Source organism: Moraxella sp. VT-16-12 (genome assembly GCF_002224245.2).
Taxonomy (GTDB): domain Bacteria; phylum Pseudomonadota; class Gammaproteobacteria; order Pseudomonadales; family Moraxellaceae; genus Moraxella.
This window is the reverse complement of sequence record NZ_NKHK02000004.1, coordinates 156,398-175,435: the sequence shown is the minus strand read 5'-3', so window position 1 is coordinate 175,435 and position 19,038 is coordinate 156,398. Positions and strand designations below refer to the sequence as shown.

Sequence of the window (19,038 nt, the reverse complement as noted above, 5' to 3'; positions counted from 1 at the left end):
CAAATATGATGAATGACACATTAACTAAATTATTAGAGCAGTTATCCAAAAATCCTAATGATGATGAATTACTTGGAAAATTAGGGATTTATTATACGCACAATCCAAATGGCGATAAAGAGTTATATTATTTTAAACAAGCATATCATAGCAATCCAAGCATTAAAAATACCATCAATTATGCCTATTGTTTGTCTTATGAATATGGAGAAATAGAAAAAGCACTTGATATCATCAACAATATTTCGTCATTAAAGATAAATCATTTTTATTATTATGCTCTTTATGCTCAACTATTATTTACATTAGAAAAACCTAACAATATAGAGCATTATCGAACAATCATTAACTGTTGCCATCAAGCATTAAAACTTTTTAATCAGTTAAGCCAAGAAGAACAAAGCAAAAAATGTGATAAAAAAGTATTTATCAAAAATAATTTAGCCATTACGCTGGCAAAAATTGGACAATTTGATGGTATTTATCATCTCTTTGATGATATATATCAGGACATCAGCAATGAAGCCTATATTGGCAATGATTGGCAATTTGACATCTTATTAAATCATGTCTATATTGCTATCGCACAAAATGACATCACAACTGCCTATCAATATTTAACCCAAATTGAACAATTAGGCATCTATGACAACATAGACATCGCCCAAGCATACGCCAACATCAATGACCATCAAAAATGTATGGCACTCATTAAAGATGAAATAGATAATATTCATATTAGTTGGGATATGATTTGGTATGAGATTTTTAAAGAAAATCCAGATATTTGGAAAAACAAAATCCAACAAGAGTTATATGGTGATATGATTTGGCTTAAAGAAGAAACCACTTCTTTAAAATTAAGTCAAGATGAAAAAGAAAAACAAACCTTGATGGATAACATTCAATTTCATCAACAAAATATTGATTATTTTAAGCGATTATTAAAGCAAGGAAAACCAGATTTACCAAACCGCAAACCAACCGATAATTTGCGTTATCTATATGGCTGTTATATAATTGGCTGCCAAATACATGATAATTGATTTGATCATTAACCATACGAGATTAAAAATGTCCAATTTAAAAACCACACTCACCGAAGCGGTTAAAACCGCCATGAAAGCCAAAGAGATGGAGCAGGTCAAACTACTTCGTAACGTCCAAGCTGCCATCAAACAAATTGAAATTGACAACCAAACCAGTCTTGATGACAAAGGCGTGTTGGCACTGCTACAAAAACAAATCAAACAACGCCAAGAATCTTTATCCATTTATACCGCCAATGGTCGTGATGATTTGGCTCAAAAAGAGCAGTTTGAAATTGAAGTGATTAGCCAGTTTTTGCCCGCCCAACTGTCTGATGACAAACTGCAAGAGATTATCACTGCCACCATCAGCGAACTTAATGCAGATGGCATGAAAGACATGGGACGAGTGATGAACGCTGTCAAAGAAAAAACCACCGGTCAAGCTGACCCTGCCGTTATCTCTGGTTTGGTCAAAAAGGCATTGGCATGAGCTCAAAGGCTCTGCACAATCGCAGTCATTTTGCTTTTGCTTCTGATAACTATTCAGGCGTTCATCCTACCATCATGGACGCCATCATCACTGCCAATGGCGGGCATCAAACCGCCTATGGTGATGACATATACAGTCGCAAACTTGATGAGCTGATTGCCGAGTGTTTTGGTCAGCAAGCCACAAACTATCCTGTCTTTAATGGCACAGGAGCGAACATCATTGCCCTGTCAGCACTCACACCCAGACATGGAGCGGTGATTTGTACCACCAACGCCCACATTTATAATGACGAAAGCAACGCCCCTGCCTATGTGGCAGGCTTGCGACTGTTGCCAGTCAAGACAGCAGACGGCAAACTCACCCCAGCACACATCAAAAGCATCTGCCAAAGCAATCAAGGCAATCCCCACGCACCCCAGCCCACCACCGTTTATCTCAGTCAAGTTACCGAGCTTGGGACGTGCTACACTTTGGACGAACTTATCGCCATCACCACTACCGCCAAATCATTTGGGTTATATACCTATCTTGATGGGGCAAGGCTTGCCAATGCCTGTGCGTATCTGGGGTGCAACTTGTCTGACATTGCCGCCACTGGCATAGACATACTCACACTGGGTGGCACAAAAAACGGCCTGATGATGGGAGAGTGTTTGGTGGTGCTAAACCCCGCCTTTGATGGCATCATGCCTTATTTGCGTAAAAACCATTTGCAGTTAGCCAGCAAACACCGTTTTATCTCGGCTCAGTTTGTGGCATGGCTGACTGATGGTTTGTGGCTCACATTGGCACGCCATAGCAACCAGATGGCACAGTATTTATACCAAAAAATCAAACAGTTAGATGGCATTAAATTTACCCAACCTGTGCAGTCTAATGCTGTATTTTTAAGTCTACCAAAAGTAATCAGTCAAAAACTCCACCAAGAGTTTTCATTTTATGATTGGAATGCTCAGACAGGTGAGATACGACTGGTGATGAGTTTTGATACCACGGCGGAGCAAGTGGATACACTGATTGATGCGATAAAAGAATACCTGCATTAACACACCAGATAAACCAAGGGCATTATTGCCCTTTTTATTTTTATATAAATAAGCCTAAACCATAAAAATTTTATAAAAAAATGAAATTATATTAAAAAAAAATGATTTAAAAATCATTTTTATCTAATATGACAATTATATAAACAGATAGCAGGAAACTACCCCACGCTTATAACTTTTTAGCAATTGGTATCCCTGCACTCATCGCCACGGTGGCTATGGCGGCACTCAAAAGAATCTAATAAATGACAAAACCCCACTTAATCAGGTGGGGTTTTTCTATTGAAAAGCCTTTAAAACCCAAATATGACTTGGGTTTATCAAAAATTAGGCTTTGCTTAGTAGATACTGATAAAGCTCATCTTTTAGGGCAAGTTTTTTGCGTTTTAGCCCTTCAATTTCATCGCTACGGCTATTGGCAGCAACAGGGTCGTTTTCTAGGTTGGTAATCTCTTCATCAAGCTCATTATGCTCATCAAACAGCTTGATAAAATGCAAGTCATTTTCAGTTTTTAGTTTGGTAATAAGTTCACGATGTTCTGGGAACATGACAGACTCCATTTGATAGTGGTGGCAAAGTGCCAATAAACGTTATTATATTACCAACAATTCGCCGATTTATCAAGCCAAAAATACCCAAACGCCATTTAACTTTTATGATTTGAGTGTTTAAAAATCTTAACTTTTCATTGATGATTTGCCACTTTATAATGACACAATAACACCATTAACCATCATCACAGGCAACCTTATGTTAGACCAATCTACCCTTGATGCCGTCAAATCATACAGCACTCACATGAAACGCCCAGTTGCAATGATTATTGGACAAGGCAACCACGCAAAACGTGATGAACTGATTGATTTTCTTGAAAAAATCGCCAGTACGTCCGACAACATCATCTTTGACAAAACCGTTGTAGATACCGATTTATCGCCCATGAGCTTTAAAATCAACAGCGAAAATCGTGATACAGGCATTGTGTTTAGTGGCATTCCAGGCGGTCATGAATTTACATCATTGCTACTTGCGATTTTGCACGCAGGTGGGCACACTATGAAGCTTGATGAAGGCATTCAAGATTTGGTAAAACGTATCCAAAAACCTTTAAAATTTCAAACCTTTGTCTCGCTGTCTTGCCACAACTGCCCTGATGTGGTACAAGCACTCAACCAATTTGCCATATTAAATGATGGCATTGAAAATGAGATGATTGATGGTGGCGTATTTCCTGAATTGGTAGAAAAAAACAACATTCAAGGTGTGCCTGCGGTCTTTTTAAATGGCAAGCCGTTTTTAAATGGTAAAGTAGATACCGCTCGTATCATTGATAAACTACAAAGCGAATATGCTGACCTGCTTAGCGAAGGTGTCGCAGAAAGTCTTGAAACACAAGACGTTACCGTCATTGGTGGTGGACCTGCTGGCAGTGCAGCCGCCATTTATACCGCTCGCAAAGGACTTCGGGTGGCACTCATTGCTGACCGTATCGGCGGACAAGTCAAAGACACCCAAGACATTGAAAATCTGATTTCTGTCCCCTTAACCAATGGCAACACCCTAGCAAGCAACCTTGCCACCCACATCAAAGCATACCCCATCACCGTCAAAGAACACGTCAGCGTAACGAATATTGAAGAGGTCAAAGGTGGCTACCAAATCACCCTAAATACTGGCACAAGCTTTACCACACGCACCATCATCATCGCCACAGGGGCAAAATGGCGTAAACTTGGTGTCAAGGGCGAAGATGAAAACATTGGCAATGGCGTGGCATACTGTCCGCATTGTGATGGTCCTTTCTTTAAAGGCAAGCCTGTGGCGGTCATTGGCGGTGGCAACTCAGGTGTAGAAGCAGCACTGGATTTGGCAGGTATCGTCAAACACGTTACAGTACTAGAATTTGGTGATAATTTGCGTGCTGACCAAGTGCTGATTGATAAAGCCCAAGCTCGTGATAACATCACCATCATCAAATCTGCCGCCACCCAAGAAATCGTTGCCAAAGATGGTAAAGTCAGCCAGCTCATCTATCAAGACCGCACCACAGGCGAAGATAAGACACTGGATTTATCCGCCATCTTTGTGCAAATCGGACTTGTACCAAACTCAGAGGTGGTGAAAGGCTTGGTCAATGTTACCGCTCATGGTGAGATTGAGATTGATGCCAAATGTCGCACCAATAAAGCAGGGATTTTTGCCTGCGGAGACGTTACCACCGTGCCGTTTAAACAAATCAACATCGCCATGGGTGAAGGCTCAAAAGCAGGATTGGCAGCATTTGAATACTTGATGATGAATGCTTAATCTGCTCAACCAAAAACACGCTCTGTTATGGGCGTGTTTTTTTTATGTAATTAAGATTTTACAAATGTATACACAAACAGAAAATGTGCTAAAATGTCATTAACTCAAATATTAATCAATATCATGTCCAAAGGAGAGAGTAATGACTTTGACAACCAAAACTGCTATCGTGTTTAGTGTCATGCTATTTTCTAGTATGGCATGGGCAAATAATGCCACAAAAATCAACGTCGCCAAAGCCGCCATTAAACAAGAAAGCGTTTTTAACTACGCCAGCCCCACCTTAAAACAGCTCATACAAAAAGCCAATAAAATCCAATATCAGATAGAACCTGATATGGGTTGCGATGTGGTAGAGAATTTTTATTTGGGTTTTGGTAATGGCGGAGCAGGCGTGTCAAAACTTCAAGCTCAGGTACTCAATAATGGCGTTACCCGAGCCACTTGGGTAGAAAACTGGGGTGGTGGTCGTTATGGTGAAAAGCAAGTCATAGATTTTTATATGACCTGCACGGGCAATAAATGTGTGATTGATAACGTAAAAAATATCTCAGATAAAATTGATTTTAAACAAGATTTACAATACATCATCAATCACCGCACCTGCAATTGGGCAAACTAAAATAAGAGCATCACTTCATGCGTGCCATCAGGTTGTCCTTAACGATAAACTGATGGTATAACGCTGCACCAATGTGTGCCACCACCAAAAATACCAACACATAGAACACCATTCCTGTGTGTACGCCATTAAAAAAGCGTGCCATGTCTCTGTCAGGACTTAGCATGGCAGGAATGTCCACAATCCCAAAAATACTCACGCCTCGCCCACCATACATGGACATCAAAACTCCCGTTATTGGCAACGCCAGCATGGCAATATATAAGCCCAAATGCGTGATATGAGCAACTGCCGTTTGCCATGTGGGGGCAGGCACAGGGGCAGGGGCTTTGCTAACAAAGCGGTTGGCGATACGCAATACCGTCCACAGTAAAAAGCTTGCTCCTAATGATTTGTGCAATGCAATAAACTCATCACCCTGCTCTATGGCTATCCATGTCGTCAAAAGCAACAACGCCCCCAACCAGTGAAAAATACGAGTGGCAAGACTATATTTATCAGTGTGGCTAATGGGCGTGGTGGTATGATTCATGATGATTCCAAATGTTTTTAAATGACGATTGATAATAAGCAATTTACCATTATACAAATTTATCGCTTTTAAAACCATGATATAATAGCCGTTTTTCTATTTTAAACACGCAAGCAAAACTCATGATACAACTTAATGGCATCAGCAAGGTTTTTCATACCAAAAAAGACGGTAAAATCAGCGAATTTACCGCCGTACAGCCCACCGATTTGAGTGTCAAACAAGGTGAGATTTTTGGGGTCATCGGTGCATCAGGAGCAGGTAAAAGCACACTCATTCGTATGGTAAATCTGCTAGAAACACCCACCCAAGGGTCGGTCATCGTTGATGGTGTGGATTTAACGACATTAAGCGAACGTGAGCTTATCAAGGCACGCCGTAACATTGGCATGATTTTTCAGCATTTTAATTTACTGCACTCTGCCAGTGTTTTTGATAATGTCGCCCTACCACTTGTCCTATCAGGTACACCCAAAGCCAATATCACCCAAAGAGTCGGCAAACTTTTGGCACTGGTGGGATTATCAGAGCGACATCATGCTTATCCTGCCAATTTGTCAGGCGGACAAAAACAACGAGTGGCGATTGCTCGGGCATTGGCTTGCAACCCCAAGGTGCTACTGTGCGATGAAGCGACTTCCGCCTTAGACCCTGCCACCACAGGGGCGATTTTGGATTTATTAAAAAAGATTAATCGCACACTTAACATCACCATTTTGCTCATCACGCATGAGATGGACGTGGTCAAACGCATCTGTGATAAAGTGGCAGTCATGGATAAAGGCAGGGTTGTGGAGCAAGGAAAAGTGGCAGACATTTTTGCCAATCCCACCACCGAATTAGCTCGCACCTTTATTCGCTCTACGGTACATATTGGTTTGCCTGATGATTTTGCAGACAAGCTGTCGCCCACACAAACAGACGGTACTTATCCTGTGATTGTGTTTGAATTTACAGGAAAATCCACAGATTTGCCCTTATTTTCACAAGCCACCAAATCCTTTGGTACAGATTTTAACATTCTAACTTCACAAATGGACTATGTCGGCGGGGTTAAATTTGGCATGACGTTGGCTCAAATCATCGGCTCGCCACCAGACATCAAAGGTGCGTTAGAATTTTTGACCAAAAACGGCGTAAGCATGGAGACCTTAGGTTATGTATGAGCTATATCAAAACTTTATGAATGAGCTGACCCCACAAATGTGGCAAATGGTTTTTAAATCCACGTACGAAACCATCTACATGGGACTGGTCTCCACACTATTGGCAGTCGTGGCGGGCTTACCACTTGGGTTTTTGGCATTTTTGACAGGGCGTGGGCGAATTTTGGCAAACCCAACCTTATTTGCCGTGCTAGATGTCGTCATTAATATCGGACGCTCTGTGCCGTTTATTATTTTGCTCATCATTTTATTGCCCTTTACTCGTTTGTTGGTAGGCACCACACTTGGCACAACGGCTGCCATCGTACCGCTTGCCATTGCTGCCATGCCATTTTTTGCACGCCTGACCACCAATGCTCTTGCCGAAATCCCCACAGGTCTGACCGAAGCAGGCAAAGCAATGGGGGCAACTCGTTGGCAAATCATCAGCAAATATTACTTGCCTGAAAGCCTGCCCATGCTCATCAACGCCATCACACTCACGCTGGTTACCCTGATTGGCTACTCAGCAATGGCTGGTGTGGTTGGCGGTGGCGGACTGGGAAATCTTGCCATCAGTTATGGTGAACATCGGGGCATGATTTATGTCAAATGGATAGCCACCATCATCATCGTGCTGATTGTGATGATTTTTCAAAAATGTGGTGATGTGCTGGCACAAAAGTACGACCATCGTTAAGTGCCATTCTAGCAAGCCATCATTACATTTAAACAACAAAAGCAACCACACAAAGCCTATGATTTGCCCTAAAATAAAACCATGGTATCAATGTGGTCTATCCACACTTTACTTAGGGGATTTATAATGTTTACATTAAAAAGTGCCTTTTGTGTTGCCCTGTTAGCACTGTGTTTGCCTGCTTATGCCGCAAGTTGCAGTTTTGATGCCTACATTGAGGATGATGACTTATATAGCTCCAAAGGCGTAAAGTTATCCACTGTTGGACAAATTATCCGTCAAGACCGTGCCAATTTTTATACAGCTGCTGCTGGCACTGGCGACAGTCCTGACTATTGTGGTTTTGACAAAGCCCACAACCGTGAAGCCCTACAAAAAATCATTGACAAAAGCAAAATCAACAAAGCCACCCAAAATCGCATCAAACGTGGCAATGTCAATGTTACCGTCAATATCATTAATGGTCGCACCGCCCAAGTCAGCACTTATGACTGATTTATCAAAAAAAGCCAGTTTAACGCTGGCTTTTTCTATTTTTGCATAATCTTTTATGATTTTTTTCAAACATTCATATTGAATATACCCCCGTTTTTTGCTTTAATATGACAAACTGTTAATTTGGACAGTTATTTTTTAGCACAAATGAGTACTGATTATGACTTTTAATAAATTTTTTGGTTTATGTGCCATCGCATCAGGCATCGCCCTAGTTGGCTGCGGTGGTGAAAAACCTGCCCAAAATACAGAGCAAAAGCCAACCGAAACTCAAACCACCACTGACAGCAAAGCTGATGCCCCAGCAGGTGAACAAAAAATCAAAGTGGGCGTGATGAGCGGTCCTGAGCATAAAGTTGCTGAAGTGGCCGCCCGTGTTGCCAAAGAAAAATATGGCTTGGTGGTAGAATATGTGGAATTTAATGACTACGCCCTACCCAATACTGCCGTCTCTAAGGGCGACCTAGACGCTAATGCCATGCAGCACAAGCCCTACCTAGATGAAGACAGTCAAAAGAAAAAACTGGATAACTTAGTCATCGTTGGTAACACTTTTGTTTATCCACTGGCAGGCTACTCCAAAAAAATCAAAAACATCAGCGAACTTAAAGAAGGTGCTGTTGTGGCTGTACCAAACGACCCAAGCAACCTAGCTCGTGCTTTGATTTTGCTTGAAAAACAAGGGCTTATCAAGCTAAAAGACAACACCAATCTGCTAGCGACTTCACTAGACATCACCGAAAACCCCAAAAAACTAGAAATCAAAGAAGTGGATACGTCCGTTGCTGCTCGTGCTTTGGACGACGTGGATTTGGCGGTGGTCAATAACACTTATGCAGGTCAAGTGGGCTTGACTGCCAATGATGGTGTGTTTGTAGAAGACAAGGACTCACCCTATGTGAACATCATCGTGGCTCGCACTGACAATAAAGACAGCGACGCAATACAAAACTTCGTCAAAGCCTATCAATCCGATGAAGTGGAAGCAGAAGCTAAAGCTCAGTTTAAAGACGGTGTGGTTAAAGGTTGGTAAGAATGACAACCAAAGAAAATCCCTAAGAGTTCTTAGGGATTTTTTAAATGGTCTTATTTGGCAATGGCGATAAAGCGACTGATTTGCTCATCAGAGCTGACCACCAATGTGGGTAATTTGCCCACCGCCAGCACAAAGTCATACTGACCTTTTAGGGTACTTGGAGCAAGTCTGTCCACCGCCATCAAAGCAGGCTCGCACAGTTTCATGGTGGATGCCATATCACCAATCATCACCTTGGTATCAACCACTTGATAACTGCCCCACAGATGATTACAGGTGTTTTTAAAACGCACATTGTCTTTATCAAAACTGACCACCAAAGGTTTATTGGCAGGATGAAACAGCTCTGTTTTAATCGGTTTGCCCGCCTGATTGGTAACTGACACAAGTTGCCAATCGTACTGTTGAAGCGTGTCGCTACTGACCACCATGGCAGGTACTGTGGTCATGGGTGGCAAAGTCGCCTGACAGCCAAGCAAGCCTGCCATTGTCAAAACTGCGGTAACTGCTAATTGCTTCTGCATAAAAACCACCTTTGGTCAAAATATGGATGGTTATATTATATCACAAATCAACCAAAGGCGATAAATTTATCCAGCCATCATCATTCGGACGTTACCCGATACATCTCTTGGATACTGGTTACGCCCTGCAAAACTTTCATAATGCCTGAACGCCTTAAATCACGAAAACCATATTTTAACGCTTCATCTTTAATTTGAATGGCGTTACCGTCTTCCATGATAATTCGTGAAATGCTGGGGTAGATTTTTAGCACTTCATAAATACCCACACGCCCCTTATAGCCTTCACGACATTCTGAGCAGCCCACCGCTTCATAAATAACATTATCAGGATTTGCCAAATCTTCTTCGGTGAAACCCATTTCAAGCAGACTTTGCTTAGGGACATTGGTGGGACGTTTACACACCTTGCACAAACGGCGAGCCAAACGCTGAGCAATTACCAAATTGACAGACGTGGCAATATTAAACGAAGCAACGCCCATATTACGCAGACGTGTCAGCGTCTCTGGGGCGGAGTTGGTGTGCAAGGTGGACAGCACCATATGACCTGTTTGAGCGGCTTTGATGGCAATCTCAGCCGTCTCCAAATCACGAATCTCCCCCACCATCACAATATCAGGGTCTTGACGTAAAAAGGCTTTTAGGGCCGATGCGAAAGTTAAGCCCACCTTAGGATTAACATTGACTTGGTTGATGCCTTCTAGGTTAATCTCCACAGGGTCTTCGGCGGTAGAGATGTTGGTCTCTGGGGTGTTTAGGATATTTAGCCCCGTATAAAGCGACACCGTTTTACCCGAACCTGTCGGGCCTGTAATCAAGAGCATGCCTTGGGGTTTGTCTAATGCTTCCAAAAACAGCTCTTTTTGGTCAGGCTCATAACCGAGTGCATCAATCCCTAGCATGGCAGACGATGGGTCAAGAATACGCAGCACCAGCTTTTCACCAAAAAGTGTCGGCAATGAGCTGACACGAAAGTCAATGGCTTTGGTCTTGGAGATTTTTAATTTGATACGACCATCCTGGGGGGCTCGTCTTTCTGAGATGTCCATTTGCGACATTACCTTTAAACGAGCGGCGATTTTGCCAGCAAGTTGAACAGGCGGACGAGAGATGATTTGCATGACACCATCCACACGAAACCGCACCCGATAGGTTTTTTCATACGGCTCAAAATGCAAATCCGATGCCCCCATACGAATGGCATCAAGCAGCATTTTATTGACAAATTTAACAATCGGAGCATCTTCTTTGCTTTCGCTCTCTGTGCCGCCATCGTCTTCTTCTATACCGCCATCTATCTCACCTGACAGATTGACATCGCCAAAATCCGAGCCCATACCCCCTGCATAAACACTTTCTATTTTTTTACGCAGTTTGTCTTCTTCTACCACCACCGTCTCAACCGACAAATTAGCATTAAAAGCAATGGCATCAATGGCATCTAAGCGAGTGGGGTCGGATAAACCCACAAACAGTTTATTTCCCCGTTTAAATAAGGGCAATACACCATATTTATTGACTGTTTTTTCGTCCACAATGTCCTTAGGTATCACATCATCAGACAAAGCATTTAAGTCAAATAAAGGGTCGCCAAATTCACGTGATAACACATGAGCAAGCAAAGAAGCATTGACCAGCTTATTTTCTACCAAATACGGTACCAATGCCACCTGTTGTGTCTGCGAATCGGTCAGAGCCTGCATCATTTTATTTGGCTCAATCAACCCATTTGACACCAAAATATGTGCCAAACCGCCAAAATTTTTGGTCATATTTTCTCCTATTCTTTGGCAAAATCATCTGCCTTTTTATATTGTACTGCAATTGCGATGTTTTGTAGCAAGATTTTCGCCCAAATAGACGACTTTCGTGATTAGTGGGGAATTTTTTTGATAAAAATTGGCTGGGGCTGATTTTTTGATATGTTTTGGGGTATAATGTCATGTTTATATAAATTTTAACAAACTTAACAAATTTCACAAAAAAGGATACAAGATGAGCCAAAAATACGTCATTGGCAACTACAAACTCAACCCTGCTACCCAACAAGACGCACTCACGCTTGCCCAAAATCTCACCCCAAGTGCCTGCGTGGTGGGCATTGCCCCCAGCATACTTCATCTGTCTGCCATCAAATCTGTTTTGGCAGATGGCATCGCTTTGGGTGCACAAGACATCACCCACAAAAGTGCCGATGTTGGGGCATTTACTGGTGATGTGTCCGCCACACAAGTCAAAGACATGGGGGCAAATTTTACTTTGGTTGGACATTCAGAACGCCGTCAATACCACGGCGAGACAGATGAGATATTAAGCCAAAAAATCGCCCATGCGTTTCATGCTGGCTTGTCAGTAGTGTTTTGTATCGGCGAGACCAAAGACGACTATGACCAAAAACGCACCCAGCAAGTACTGTCAGCTCAGCTTGAACTGCTTGCTCCTTTTGCCAAGCAAATCCCCCTAGATACCGACCAAACACTGCCCAAGCTCATCATCGCTTATGAGCCTGTATGGGCAATCGGCACGGGACTAACACCCACGCTTGCTGAGATTGAATGCGTTCATAACTTCATCAGTGAAACTCTTAGTACGCTACAAATCTTTGCACCCATTTTGTACGGTGGCAGTGTCAATGACCAAAACGCCACGTCATTTGCTCAGTCGCCCTTGATTGATGGGGCATTGGTGGGTGGAGCTTCCCTAAAAACTGACAGTTTTGCTGCCATCATCACCGCTTTTTCATGATTTTTATACATAAGAGAGTTTTATGTTTAGTTTTATTTTAGCAGTTCACATCATTGTTGCCATCGCTTTGTCAGGCATTATTCTTATTCAGCACGGTAAAGGAGCAGATGCAGGGGCTTCTTTTGGTTCAGGCAGTGCAGGCACTGTATTTGGTGCATCAGGCTCGGGCAATTTTTTAAGCCGTGCCACCGCCATTTTGGCAATCATCTTTTTTTGCACCAGTCTTGCCCTAGCCTACCACGCCCAAGAACAAGCACAAGACCAATTTCGCTTAGATGTGCCAGCTTCAAACACGCCCAAATAGTACAAAATATTGATAAATTTTGTTGCTTGGTAATCAACAAATCTTCAAAACACTTAGGATAGAAAACCGATGGGGGTCATTGATGAATCAAATCATCTTAAAGCGCGTCATACTAAGCTGTTTGTTTGGCTGTCTGGGAGTGGGCGTACTATCTGCCCATGCCACCACACCAAAACAGTTTGATAACATCGCCACCAACAAAAATATCACCAAAGACAAACTGACAGAAAGACTGCTTGGCACATGGCAATGTCATTTTGATGATACTGATAACACCACAGGCATCAGTTATCGCTCCACCTTGCATTTTAATAAAAATGGTACATTTACCAGCAAAAAAATAAGCCACACCAAAAACCCTGATGGCACTTATCATGTCAATACCACTCGGGCATGGTCTTTGGCACAGTTTGATGATGTTTGGATTTTACAAGAAAAAATCATCAATATTGACTATTTTTCTTTTGATAATCCTGCGGCGGAACAAATATTTGACGTAAAACAGATGCTCAATAATCCAGAAACCCAAGAAAGTCTGATGATTTTTGAAAAAAAGGGCAATCAAGACACACTCACCCGTCTTGATGCAATATGGGGTATGGCATTTGGCGAATGTATCAAAGACGACTAATCCATCAGCTTGTTATTTGCCACACACCAGCCCTATCGCTTCATCAGTATATGCCAGCTGTTGCCAGTCTAGTTGTGCCACATCAATCTGACTGGCATTTGTGCTTTGTATATAGGCTTGTGATTTGCTTTGGCAATCAAATAACACAGGCAACTCTTGCACAGGCAAACGCCTTTCAAAAAAATACAATCGTGCTTGCTTGACATTATCTGAAATGGTAGTGGTATTTTTAGTGTCCAAGACAACAAACTGAAAAACATTGGGTTTGATGTATGACCACGGACGAAACCAAGTGGACTTTGGCACAGTTGCCACCACCACCGACCCATCAGGCAGGTTACTTTTGGTGGTTGGATACCATGTGTATTCACTTAATATCTGAAAACTGAGCATACCAAGTCCTGCCATGGTGGGAATAAACCATTTGGGTGTTTTTTTATAAAACAGCTTAATTGGCATGGCAAGCCCTGCAAACAAAAAACCTGCAAACACCATGGCGGTAATGTCCCAAAACATCATCATGATTTCCTTAGTTTATCAAAAAATGTATTATAACCAATTTAATCGCACTTTTTAAGCCACATAAATTAAACCGTCAAAAAAATGCAAGTCCGAAGACTTGCACTTTTTGTGGGGGTTGATTAATGGTCAATCGCAGCCCCAGCACCTTTTGGATAACGCACACTCTCAACAAGGTCTTGTACATCTTTTGGTGGTGGTGCAGTCATGGCAGATACAGCAAATGCTACCACAAAGTTAAGCAATGCACCAATCGGACCAAAGCCCAGTGGGTTAATGCCCATAATCCAACCTGACGCATCATCAGCCAGCATGGCAGTACCAGGGATAAAGAACCAGCCTTTGAACAAGAAGATATACACACAGGTAGTAACCAGACCTACAAGCATACCCGCAATCGCACCTTGGCTATTGATACGTTTGGAGAAAATACCCATCATCAGTACAGGGAACAAAGATGATGCTGCGATACCAAAGGCAAGAGCTACTGTTTGAGCGGCAAAACCAGGAGGGTTCATACCAAGCCATGTCGCCACCGCAATCGCCACTATCATGGATGCACGAGCTGCCATCAATTCGCCTTTTTCACTAATATCAGGTTTGATGGTCTTTTTGATAAGGTCATGCGAGATGGCAGATGAGATGGCTAAGAGCAAGCCTGCGGCAGTAGATAGTGCAGCGGCATAACCACCCATGGCAATGATACCCGCCATAGAGATGAACGATGCAGCACTCATCCAGTCTGCACCTGTCGCCATGCCGTTTACAACAGGGTGGACACCGCCACCTGCAACATAAAATTCTTTGGTAGAGCCTGCTCTTGCCCAAATGGCAATCCCAAAATATAGGGCAAAGGACAGACCCACAAAAATCAAGTTAATGGCAAATTGACTCATGGTTAGTCCTCCGATACGCCAAATTTCTTATCCAAGCGGTTCATATACCAAGTATAGAAAAAGATTAGGGCGACAAAGGTCAAAATTGCTCCTTGCTGACCAAACCACAATCCAATATCCGCCCCCATAAAGGTAATACCCATCAATGCGGGACGAAGTAGCACGGCAAAGCCAAGCGAGCAAACCGCCCACACGACCAAACAGCCCAAAATGACACGAATATTGGCTTTCCAATATTCATCGGCATTATTTTTTGAAACTTCATGTTCTGACATAAGTTACTCCTTTGGTAATGAGCAAGGAAGTTCTACCGTCATGAGTTGATTGGAGAGACTAAACGAAGTGTCTAGTTGTTCTTAGGTGGACGCTTCCTTGTCTTAATTATAGGTGTTTAAATTTCCCTATGTCGGCTATAATAGCATAATGTTTTTTGATTGCAATACATCACAGAAAATTTTTACTTATTTATTAACACAAGTGATACAAAGTGGGGCATTTTGGCGATAAAAGGTTAAAAACACCATATCAACCCATCTAATCATGACTAAAAATCAAACAAATTATTACCAAATTGTAAAAATATTGTCAGAGCTTGTCATCTAAATTCTACGGTGTTGTAACATCAGATACATCATCGCCACATTAATCGCATCATTAAGAGCATCATGGCGGGGCAAATCAGGAATGCCAAGGGTGTTTATCATGGTTGCCATTTTTAGGTCAATTTCAGCATCATAGTATTTGTGTCGGGTCTCTTGGGCGTGATAAATCCTTGATATTTCTATTTGTTTTTGGGGTAGAGTTATTCCCGCCATTGGCTTTAAAAATTTATTGACCATTGCCACATCATATTCTAAAAAATACCCCACCAATGCTCGCCCACCCACAAACTCCAAAAACTGCTTGATGGCTGTTTGGGTATCTAGCCCATCTTTTAAATCCTTGGGACGTAGCCCATGAATGGTAACATTGGTTGCTGTCATGATGCCTTCTGGCTTAACCAACACATAAAAACTCTCATTGGTCAAAATCTTATTGCCACGGATTTTTACCGCCCCAATAGAGATGATGTGAGCTTCTTTGACATTTAAGCTGGTGGTCTCACAATCAAAACTCACCAACTCATCAGGGTGAGACTCATAAAGTGGCAAATATGGTGAGTTAGGTGGCAGTTTGCGTTTTGCCAAGCTGTGTTTTAGGGCGTGCCACATAAAATGTCCTTTTTGATTGATTAATGATAAAATTCATCTGTGCTTATGTATTGGTCAATCCAAACTGTGATTTGACTTCATGTTTAAAACGTTTGACCACCGCCAACGCATCTTTTAGCAAATCACGCTCCAAGGTAGATAACAGCTCAGTATCTACTTGGTTGGGACTGATTGGCTCGTTATTTCGCACATAAAACAGCCCAGCTTTTAAACGAATGTTCATCAAATAACCCAAAGCATCTTTGGTATCTTTGGCAAGACTTTCTGTGATGATGCCCTGATTTTTTAAGCGGTTTAGCCTATCAAACGTTCCTGTTTCATCAATCCCTGCTTTTAATGCCAAGGCACGCACGCCATGCACCACAGGAAACAGCCCCATTTTTTTGATGTCCATATGATGTGTGTCGCCCTTGCCCAAAATCTTGGCAAAAAAGCCTTTATTATGCTCATCAAACTGTGTAATCGCCCGAGCAAACGTCATTTGCACGCCCGCATCATTATCTAGGTGCTGTTTTAGGTGGTCTTTGACTTCATGTAGCAGCTCACTTTTGCCCGCCACCGCTCGTGCGTCCAAAAATATCGCCAAATCCATGAGTGTCTCACCGCTTGGGCTTTTACACCAATGGGCGACTGTGCGTTTAAAGTCAGAAAGCGTTTGACACCATTTGGGATTGGACACCATAATCCCCCCAGCACAAGGCGGATAACCAAAATCGCTTAGCACCTGTGAAAAACGCACGGCATACTCATGCAGAGCCTTCATGTCCATGTCATCATCAGCGATAAGAGCATTATCTTGGTCAGTTTTGAGTACTTGCTCGCCACGCCCTTCTGAACCCATCACCAAAAGGCAACTTTTTGCCACCACATCAGGCGGAGCAATCAGCGACCACGCTTTTTCAAACAACTGTCCATTTAACACCTGCATGAGCCGAGCCAACTCCACCGCTCCCATGCCACTGGCTTGCAGTGATGAGACGGACGTGGTCATTTCATGAGCAATATCAGCAAGTTCACTTAGGCTATTGGCTCGGTGTAACCTTTCGGCAACCAAATGACTGTGGCTTGACATATATGCCAAAATGTCCATTTGTTCCAATATGCCTACAACACGCCCACCCTGCTTGACCACCAAACGCTGAATGCGGTGGCTCATCATAATCAAAAGTGCATTAAACAAAAAATCATCGCCATCAACGCCCAAAAGCTCAAAATTGGCATGACGATATAGCGGACTGTCTGCCCCCACCCCAAGGGCGACCACATCACGAAAAATCGCTTCGGTCAAAATACCAACTTGATTGCCATGTTGTACCAAAACTGATTTGGCTTTGGTTTGTCGCATCAGATGAGCAAGCTCACCTATCATCATCATGCCATCTACCCAAACCGTACCGTCATGATAGGCATCTGCCACTTTGGCATAAAACAGATTGGATACTTCTTGTCCATCATGATTGCCAAGACCGCTTAAACGCTCGGCAATGCCTGCATAAAAATACGCCCCAAAGCGGACATTGGATTGAATGATGTTTAAAATCAATGTCTTAGGAATGGCATATAACAGCGACTGCTCAGCAGCGATAAAGCTGTGGGGGCTTGTTTTTTCAAACAATGCCCGAGCTTCAAAACTGTCATTGGTGCGGTATAAGGCGACCACATCACCATCATCGCCAAGCTCTTTGACCACACCCTTAATCACCACATACAAAGCGTCCATCGGCTCGCCTGCGGTAATGATTGGGGCATTATCATCAAAAAAGACAATTTGTACTTGTTTTTGTAAATCCTTTTGTTCGGTGGGTGTTAGGGTGTTATAAGGGGCAAAATTAAAATTAAATCTATCCATGACAATATCCCTAAAAGATGTGTGCTTTTATTATAAAATAAATATTTACCCTTGCCAATAAAAATAAAAAAGACAACCCAAACAGATTGTCTTTTTAAGGCTTTCAAACACTAAAAACGTTTTGGGTCTTTTGCCGTCTCAAAAATCTCAAACGCACTATTTGCCCCCGTACTCACTTTTTTGCCTTCAATGGTTGCTGTGGCAACAAACTCAATGCCCCCACCTGAACTTTCACCTGTGATGGTGTTTGGCAAAGTCAAAGAGCGTATCACGACACGTTTATCATTCACTGCCACGTCTTTTTTGGTGAGTTTTTCGCCACGGGGCTTAAAGGTACTGCCATCAGCCAATGGTTTATTAAAATCATCATAAATAATATCCAAATCAAGCAGTACCGCCGAATCTAGTGCCACCTTGCCACCCACAACAGGAATGCCAATCAACGCCTTACTGCCACGATGAATCATGCGGTTGTCAATCACCTTGCCGTCTTTTAGGGTGCGACCTTCTGCGGCAACAGAGCTGGTGCGATTCATCACCATGATTTTATAGCCTGCGACCGCTTTGTCGCCTTGACCAGCAAAAATATCGTCCACAAGCAGTGGCTTGCCATCATTATCCGTCAAAATGCGTGCTGATGTCTCGCTGATGGGAAAAGACGTGCCATCAATCGTCATGTGGCGGTCATTTTTATAATTGGTGGCAGTTGTCATAAATGGGCTTGATGTGGCAGATTTTGCCAAATTAACCACTTTATTATCAGTCAGTTTATCACCCAATGCCTGAACGCTTTGACAGCCTGTCATACCAGATACAACAAGACCAAAAACAGATAACGCAATGATTTTATTCATAAAAAATTCCTAAAATAAAGAGCAGCATCCAAATCCAAATGCCAAAATAACTATACCTTAAAAATAAATAATTATCAATAAGTAAATTAAAATC

At 42.4% G+C, this 19,038-nt stretch carries 21 protein-coding genes and 1 pseudogene; 12 read left to right on the top strand and 10 right to left on the bottom strand.

Translation table 11 applies throughout. From position 1 onward, the window contains the following. The first annotated feature begins 8 nt into the window (after positions 1–8). The 3 genes from CEW93_RS05145 to CEW93_RS05135 are packed head-to-tail and all read left to right on the top strand — an operon-like array spanning position 9 to position 2,570. Complete coding sequence (locus tag CEW93_RS05145) at positions 9–1,046, top strand: hypothetical protein (protein WP_089538873.1); 1,038 nt, start codon at positions 9–11, stop codon at positions 1,044–1,046. A 28-nt stretch (positions 1,047–1,074) separates the two neighbouring features. Beyond that, entirely contained in the window at positions 1,075–1,521 is a 447-nt protein-coding gene (locus CEW93_RS05140) for a GatB/YqeY domain-containing protein (protein WP_089538931.1), read from the top strand. Beyond that, the gene (locus CEW93_RS05135) at positions 1,518–2,570 is read left to right on the top strand and encodes a low specificity L-threonine aldolase (RefSeq protein ID WP_089538872.1); all 1,053 of its coding nucleotides are present in this window, start codon (positions 1,518–1,520) and stop codon (positions 2,568–2,570) included. The genes CEW93_RS05140 and CEW93_RS05135 overlap by 4 nt, the downstream gene beginning before the upstream one ends. A 327-nt stretch (positions 2,571–2,897) precedes the next feature. Here the strand turns inward: CEW93_RS05135 and CEW93_RS05130 are convergent, their stop codons facing one another. Then, positions 2,898–3,119, bottom strand: a complete 222-nt coding sequence (locus tag CEW93_RS05130; RefSeq protein ID WP_089538871.1) for a YdcH family protein — start codon at positions 3,117–3,119, stop codon at positions 2,898–2,900. A 202-nt stretch (positions 3,120–3,321) separates the two neighbouring features. On the opposite strand from CEW93_RS05130, the gene ahpF reads away from it, so the two are divergent. Both ahpF and CEW93_RS05120 read left to right on the top strand, forming a co-directional pair. After that, positions 3,322–4,878, top strand: coding sequence for an alkyl hydroperoxide reductase subunit F (gene ahpF / locus CEW93_RS05125; protein WP_089538870.1), 1,557 nt, complete (start codon positions 3,322–3,324; stop codon positions 4,876–4,878). A 142-nt stretch (positions 4,879–5,020) separates the two neighbouring features. Then, entirely contained in the window at positions 5,021–5,500 is a 480-nt protein-coding gene (locus tag CEW93_RS05120) for a hypothetical protein (RefSeq protein ID WP_089538869.1), read from the top strand. 10 nt (positions 5,501–5,510) lie between these two features. On the opposite strand, the gene CEW93_RS05115 is transcribed toward CEW93_RS05120, so the two are convergent. Next, a complete protein-coding gene (locus CEW93_RS05115; protein ID WP_089538930.1) occupies positions 5,511–6,032 on the bottom strand; it encodes a cytochrome b in 522 nt (173 codons plus the stop codon). A gap of 122 nt (positions 6,033–6,154) precedes the next feature. Here CEW93_RS05115 and metN point away from each other — a divergent pair, with 122 nt between their 5' ends. The 4 genes from metN to CEW93_RS05095 all read left to right on the top strand — a co-directional run bounded on the left by metN (position 6,155) and on the right by CEW93_RS05095 (position 9,405). Continuing rightward, entirely contained in the window at positions 6,155–7,198 is a 1,044-nt protein-coding gene (gene metN / locus CEW93_RS05110) for a methionine ABC transporter ATP-binding protein MetN (RefSeq protein ID WP_089538868.1), read from the top strand. Then, positions 7,191–7,877: a methionine ABC transporter permease gene (locus CEW93_RS05105; RefSeq protein ID WP_222432721.1), complete on the top strand. Its 687-nt coding sequence runs from the start codon at positions 7,191–7,193 to the stop codon at positions 7,875–7,877. Before metN ends, CEW93_RS05105 begins: the two co-directional genes overlap by 8 nt. A 126-nt stretch (positions 7,878–8,003) precedes the next feature. Further along, positions 8,004–8,372: a hypothetical protein gene (locus CEW93_RS05100; RefSeq protein ID WP_089538867.1), complete on the top strand. Its 369-nt coding sequence runs from the start codon at positions 8,004–8,006 to the stop codon at positions 8,370–8,372. Between the two features lie 160 nt (positions 8,373–8,532). Next, positions 8,533–9,405, top strand: a complete 873-nt coding sequence (locus CEW93_RS05095) for a MetQ/NlpA family lipoprotein (RefSeq protein ID WP_089538866.1) — start codon at positions 8,533–8,535, stop codon at positions 9,403–9,405. 53 nt (positions 9,406–9,458) lie between these two features. On the opposite strand, the gene CEW93_RS05090 is transcribed toward CEW93_RS05095, so the two are convergent. Further along, positions 9,459–9,932: an META domain-containing protein gene (locus CEW93_RS05090; protein ID WP_089538865.1), complete on the bottom strand. Its 474-nt coding sequence runs from the start codon at positions 9,930–9,932 to the stop codon at positions 9,459–9,461. A gap of 80 nt (positions 9,933–10,012) precedes the next feature. Then, positions 10,013–11,707: a type IV-A pilus assembly ATPase PilB gene (pilB, locus tag CEW93_RS05085; RefSeq protein ID WP_089538864.1), complete on the bottom strand. Its 1,695-nt coding sequence runs from the start codon at positions 11,705–11,707 to the stop codon at positions 10,013–10,015. A gap of 223 nt (positions 11,708–11,930) precedes the next feature. On the opposite strand from pilB, the gene tpiA reads away from it, so the two are divergent. The 3 genes from tpiA to CEW93_RS05070 all read left to right on the top strand — a co-directional run bounded on the left by tpiA (position 11,931) and on the right by CEW93_RS05070 (position 13,615). After that, the gene (tpiA, locus tag CEW93_RS05080) at positions 11,931–12,680 is read left to right on the top strand and encodes a triose-phosphate isomerase (protein ID WP_089538863.1); all 750 of its coding nucleotides are present in this window, start codon (positions 11,931–11,933) and stop codon (positions 12,678–12,680) included. Positions 12,681–12,702: 22 nt separating this feature from the next. Further along, positions 12,703–12,984, top strand: a complete 282-nt coding sequence (secG, locus tag CEW93_RS05075; protein WP_089538862.1) for a preprotein translocase subunit SecG — start codon at positions 12,703–12,705, stop codon at positions 12,982–12,984. Positions 12,985–13,066: 82 nt separating this feature from the next. Further along, positions 13,067–13,615 carry a hypothetical protein gene (locus tag CEW93_RS05070; RefSeq protein ID WP_089538861.1) on the top strand — a complete coding sequence of 183 codons (549 nt, stop codon included), beginning with the start codon at positions 13,067–13,069 and terminating at the stop codon, positions 13,613–13,615. Positions 13,616–13,627: 12 nt separating this feature from the next. On the opposite strand, the gene CEW93_RS05065 is transcribed toward CEW93_RS05070, so the two are convergent. The 6 genes and pseudogenes from CEW93_RS05065 to CEW93_RS05040 all read right to left on the bottom strand — a co-directional run bounded on the left by CEW93_RS05065 (position 13,628) and on the right by CEW93_RS05040 (position 18,944). Next, positions 13,628–14,134, bottom strand: coding sequence for a hypothetical protein (locus tag CEW93_RS05065; RefSeq protein WP_255503954.1), 507 nt, complete (start codon positions 14,132–14,134; stop codon positions 13,628–13,630). A 122-nt stretch (positions 14,135–14,256) separates the two neighbouring features. Next, a pseudogene (locus tag CEW93_RS05060) lies at positions 14,257–14,841 on the bottom strand (cation acetate symporter); the annotation flags it as partial. 191 nt (positions 14,842–15,032) lie between these two features. Further along, positions 15,033–15,305, bottom strand: a complete 273-nt coding sequence (locus CEW93_RS05055) for a DUF4212 domain-containing protein (protein WP_089541039.1) — start codon at positions 15,303–15,305, stop codon at positions 15,033–15,035. A gap of 324 nt (positions 15,306–15,629) precedes the next feature. After that, positions 15,630–16,241 carry a 3'-5' exonuclease gene (locus CEW93_RS05050; RefSeq protein ID WP_089541040.1) on the bottom strand — a complete coding sequence of 204 codons (612 nt, stop codon included), beginning with the start codon at positions 16,239–16,241 and terminating at the stop codon, positions 15,630–15,632. Positions 16,242–16,284: 43 nt separating this feature from the next. Beyond that, positions 16,285–18,090 carry a DUF294 nucleotidyltransferase-like domain-containing protein gene (locus CEW93_RS05045; protein WP_089541041.1) on the bottom strand — a complete coding sequence of 602 codons (1,806 nt, stop codon included), beginning with the start codon at positions 18,088–18,090 and terminating at the stop codon, positions 16,285–16,287. 110 nt (positions 18,091–18,200) lie between these two features. Further along, positions 18,201–18,944, bottom strand: a complete 744-nt coding sequence (locus CEW93_RS05040; RefSeq protein WP_089541042.1) for a hypothetical protein — start codon at positions 18,942–18,944, stop codon at positions 18,201–18,203. Between the last annotated feature and the right edge of the window lie 94 nt (positions 18,945–19,038).

Excerpts from the sequence above, each read along its gene's own strand:
- CEW93_RS05145 (WP_089538873.1), top strand. The coding sequence starts at position 9 with ATGAATGACACATTAACTAAATTATTAGAGCAGTTATCCAAAAATCCT.
- CEW93_RS05140 (WP_089538931.1), top strand. The coding sequence starts at position 1,075 with ATGTCCAATTTAAAAACCACACTCACCGAAGCGGTTAAAACCGCCATG.
- CEW93_RS05135 (WP_089538872.1), top strand. The coding sequence starts at position 1,518 with ATGAGCTCAAAGGCTCTGCACAATCGCAGTCATTTTGCTTTTGCTTCT.
- CEW93_RS05130 (WP_089538871.1), bottom strand. The coding sequence starts at position 3,119 with ATGTTCCCAGAACATCGTGAACTTATTACCAAACTAAAAACTGAAAAT.
- ahpF (WP_089538870.1), top strand. The coding sequence starts at position 3,322 with ATGTTAGACCAATCTACCCTTGATGCCGTCAAATCATACAGCACTCAC.
- CEW93_RS05120 (WP_089538869.1), top strand. The coding sequence starts at position 5,021 with ATGACTTTGACAACCAAAACTGCTATCGTGTTTAGTGTCATGCTATTT.
- CEW93_RS05115 (WP_089538930.1), bottom strand. The coding sequence starts at position 6,032 with ATGAATCATACCACCACGCCCATTAGCCACACTGATAAATATAGTCTT.
- metN (WP_089538868.1), top strand. The coding sequence starts at position 6,155 with ATGATACAACTTAATGGCATCAGCAAGGTTTTTCATACCAAAAAAGAC.
- CEW93_RS05105 (WP_222432721.1), top strand. The coding sequence starts at position 7,191 with ATGTATGAGCTATATCAAAACTTTATGAATGAGCTGACCCCACAAATG.
- CEW93_RS05100 (WP_089538867.1), top strand. The coding sequence starts at position 8,004 with ATGTTTACATTAAAAAGTGCCTTTTGTGTTGCCCTGTTAGCACTGTGT.
- CEW93_RS05095 (WP_089538866.1), top strand. The coding sequence starts at position 8,533 with ATGACTTTTAATAAATTTTTTGGTTTATGTGCCATCGCATCAGGCATC.
- CEW93_RS05090 (WP_089538865.1), bottom strand. The coding sequence starts at position 9,932 with ATGCAGAAGCAATTAGCAGTTACCGCAGTTTTGACAATGGCAGGCTTG.
- pilB (WP_089538864.1), bottom strand. The coding sequence starts at position 11,707 with ATGACCAAAAATTTTGGCGGTTTGGCACATATTTTGGTGTCAAATGGG.
- tpiA (WP_089538863.1), top strand. The coding sequence starts at position 11,931 with ATGAGCCAAAAATACGTCATTGGCAACTACAAACTCAACCCTGCTACC.
- secG (WP_089538862.1), top strand. The coding sequence starts at position 12,703 with ATGTTTAGTTTTATTTTAGCAGTTCACATCATTGTTGCCATCGCTTTG.
- CEW93_RS05070 (WP_089538861.1), top strand. The coding sequence starts at position 13,067 with ATGAATCAAATCATCTTAAAGCGCGTCATACTAAGCTGTTTGTTTGGC.
- CEW93_RS05065 (WP_255503954.1), bottom strand. The coding sequence starts at position 14,134 with ATGATGTTTTGGGACATTACCGCCATGGTGTTTGCAGGTTTTTTGTTT.
- CEW93_RS05055 (WP_089541039.1), bottom strand. The coding sequence starts at position 15,305 with ATGTCAGAACATGAAGTTTCAAAAAATAATGCCGATGAATATTGGAAA.
- CEW93_RS05050 (WP_089541040.1), bottom strand. The coding sequence starts at position 16,241 with ATGTGGCACGCCCTAAAACACAGCTTGGCAAAACGCAAACTGCCACCT.
- CEW93_RS05045 (WP_089541041.1), bottom strand. The coding sequence starts at position 18,090 with ATGGATAGATTTAATTTTAATTTTGCCCCTTATAACACCCTAACACCC.
- CEW93_RS05040 (WP_089541042.1), bottom strand. The coding sequence starts at position 18,944 with ATGAATAAAATCATTGCGTTATCTGTTTTTGGTCTTGTTGTATCTGGT.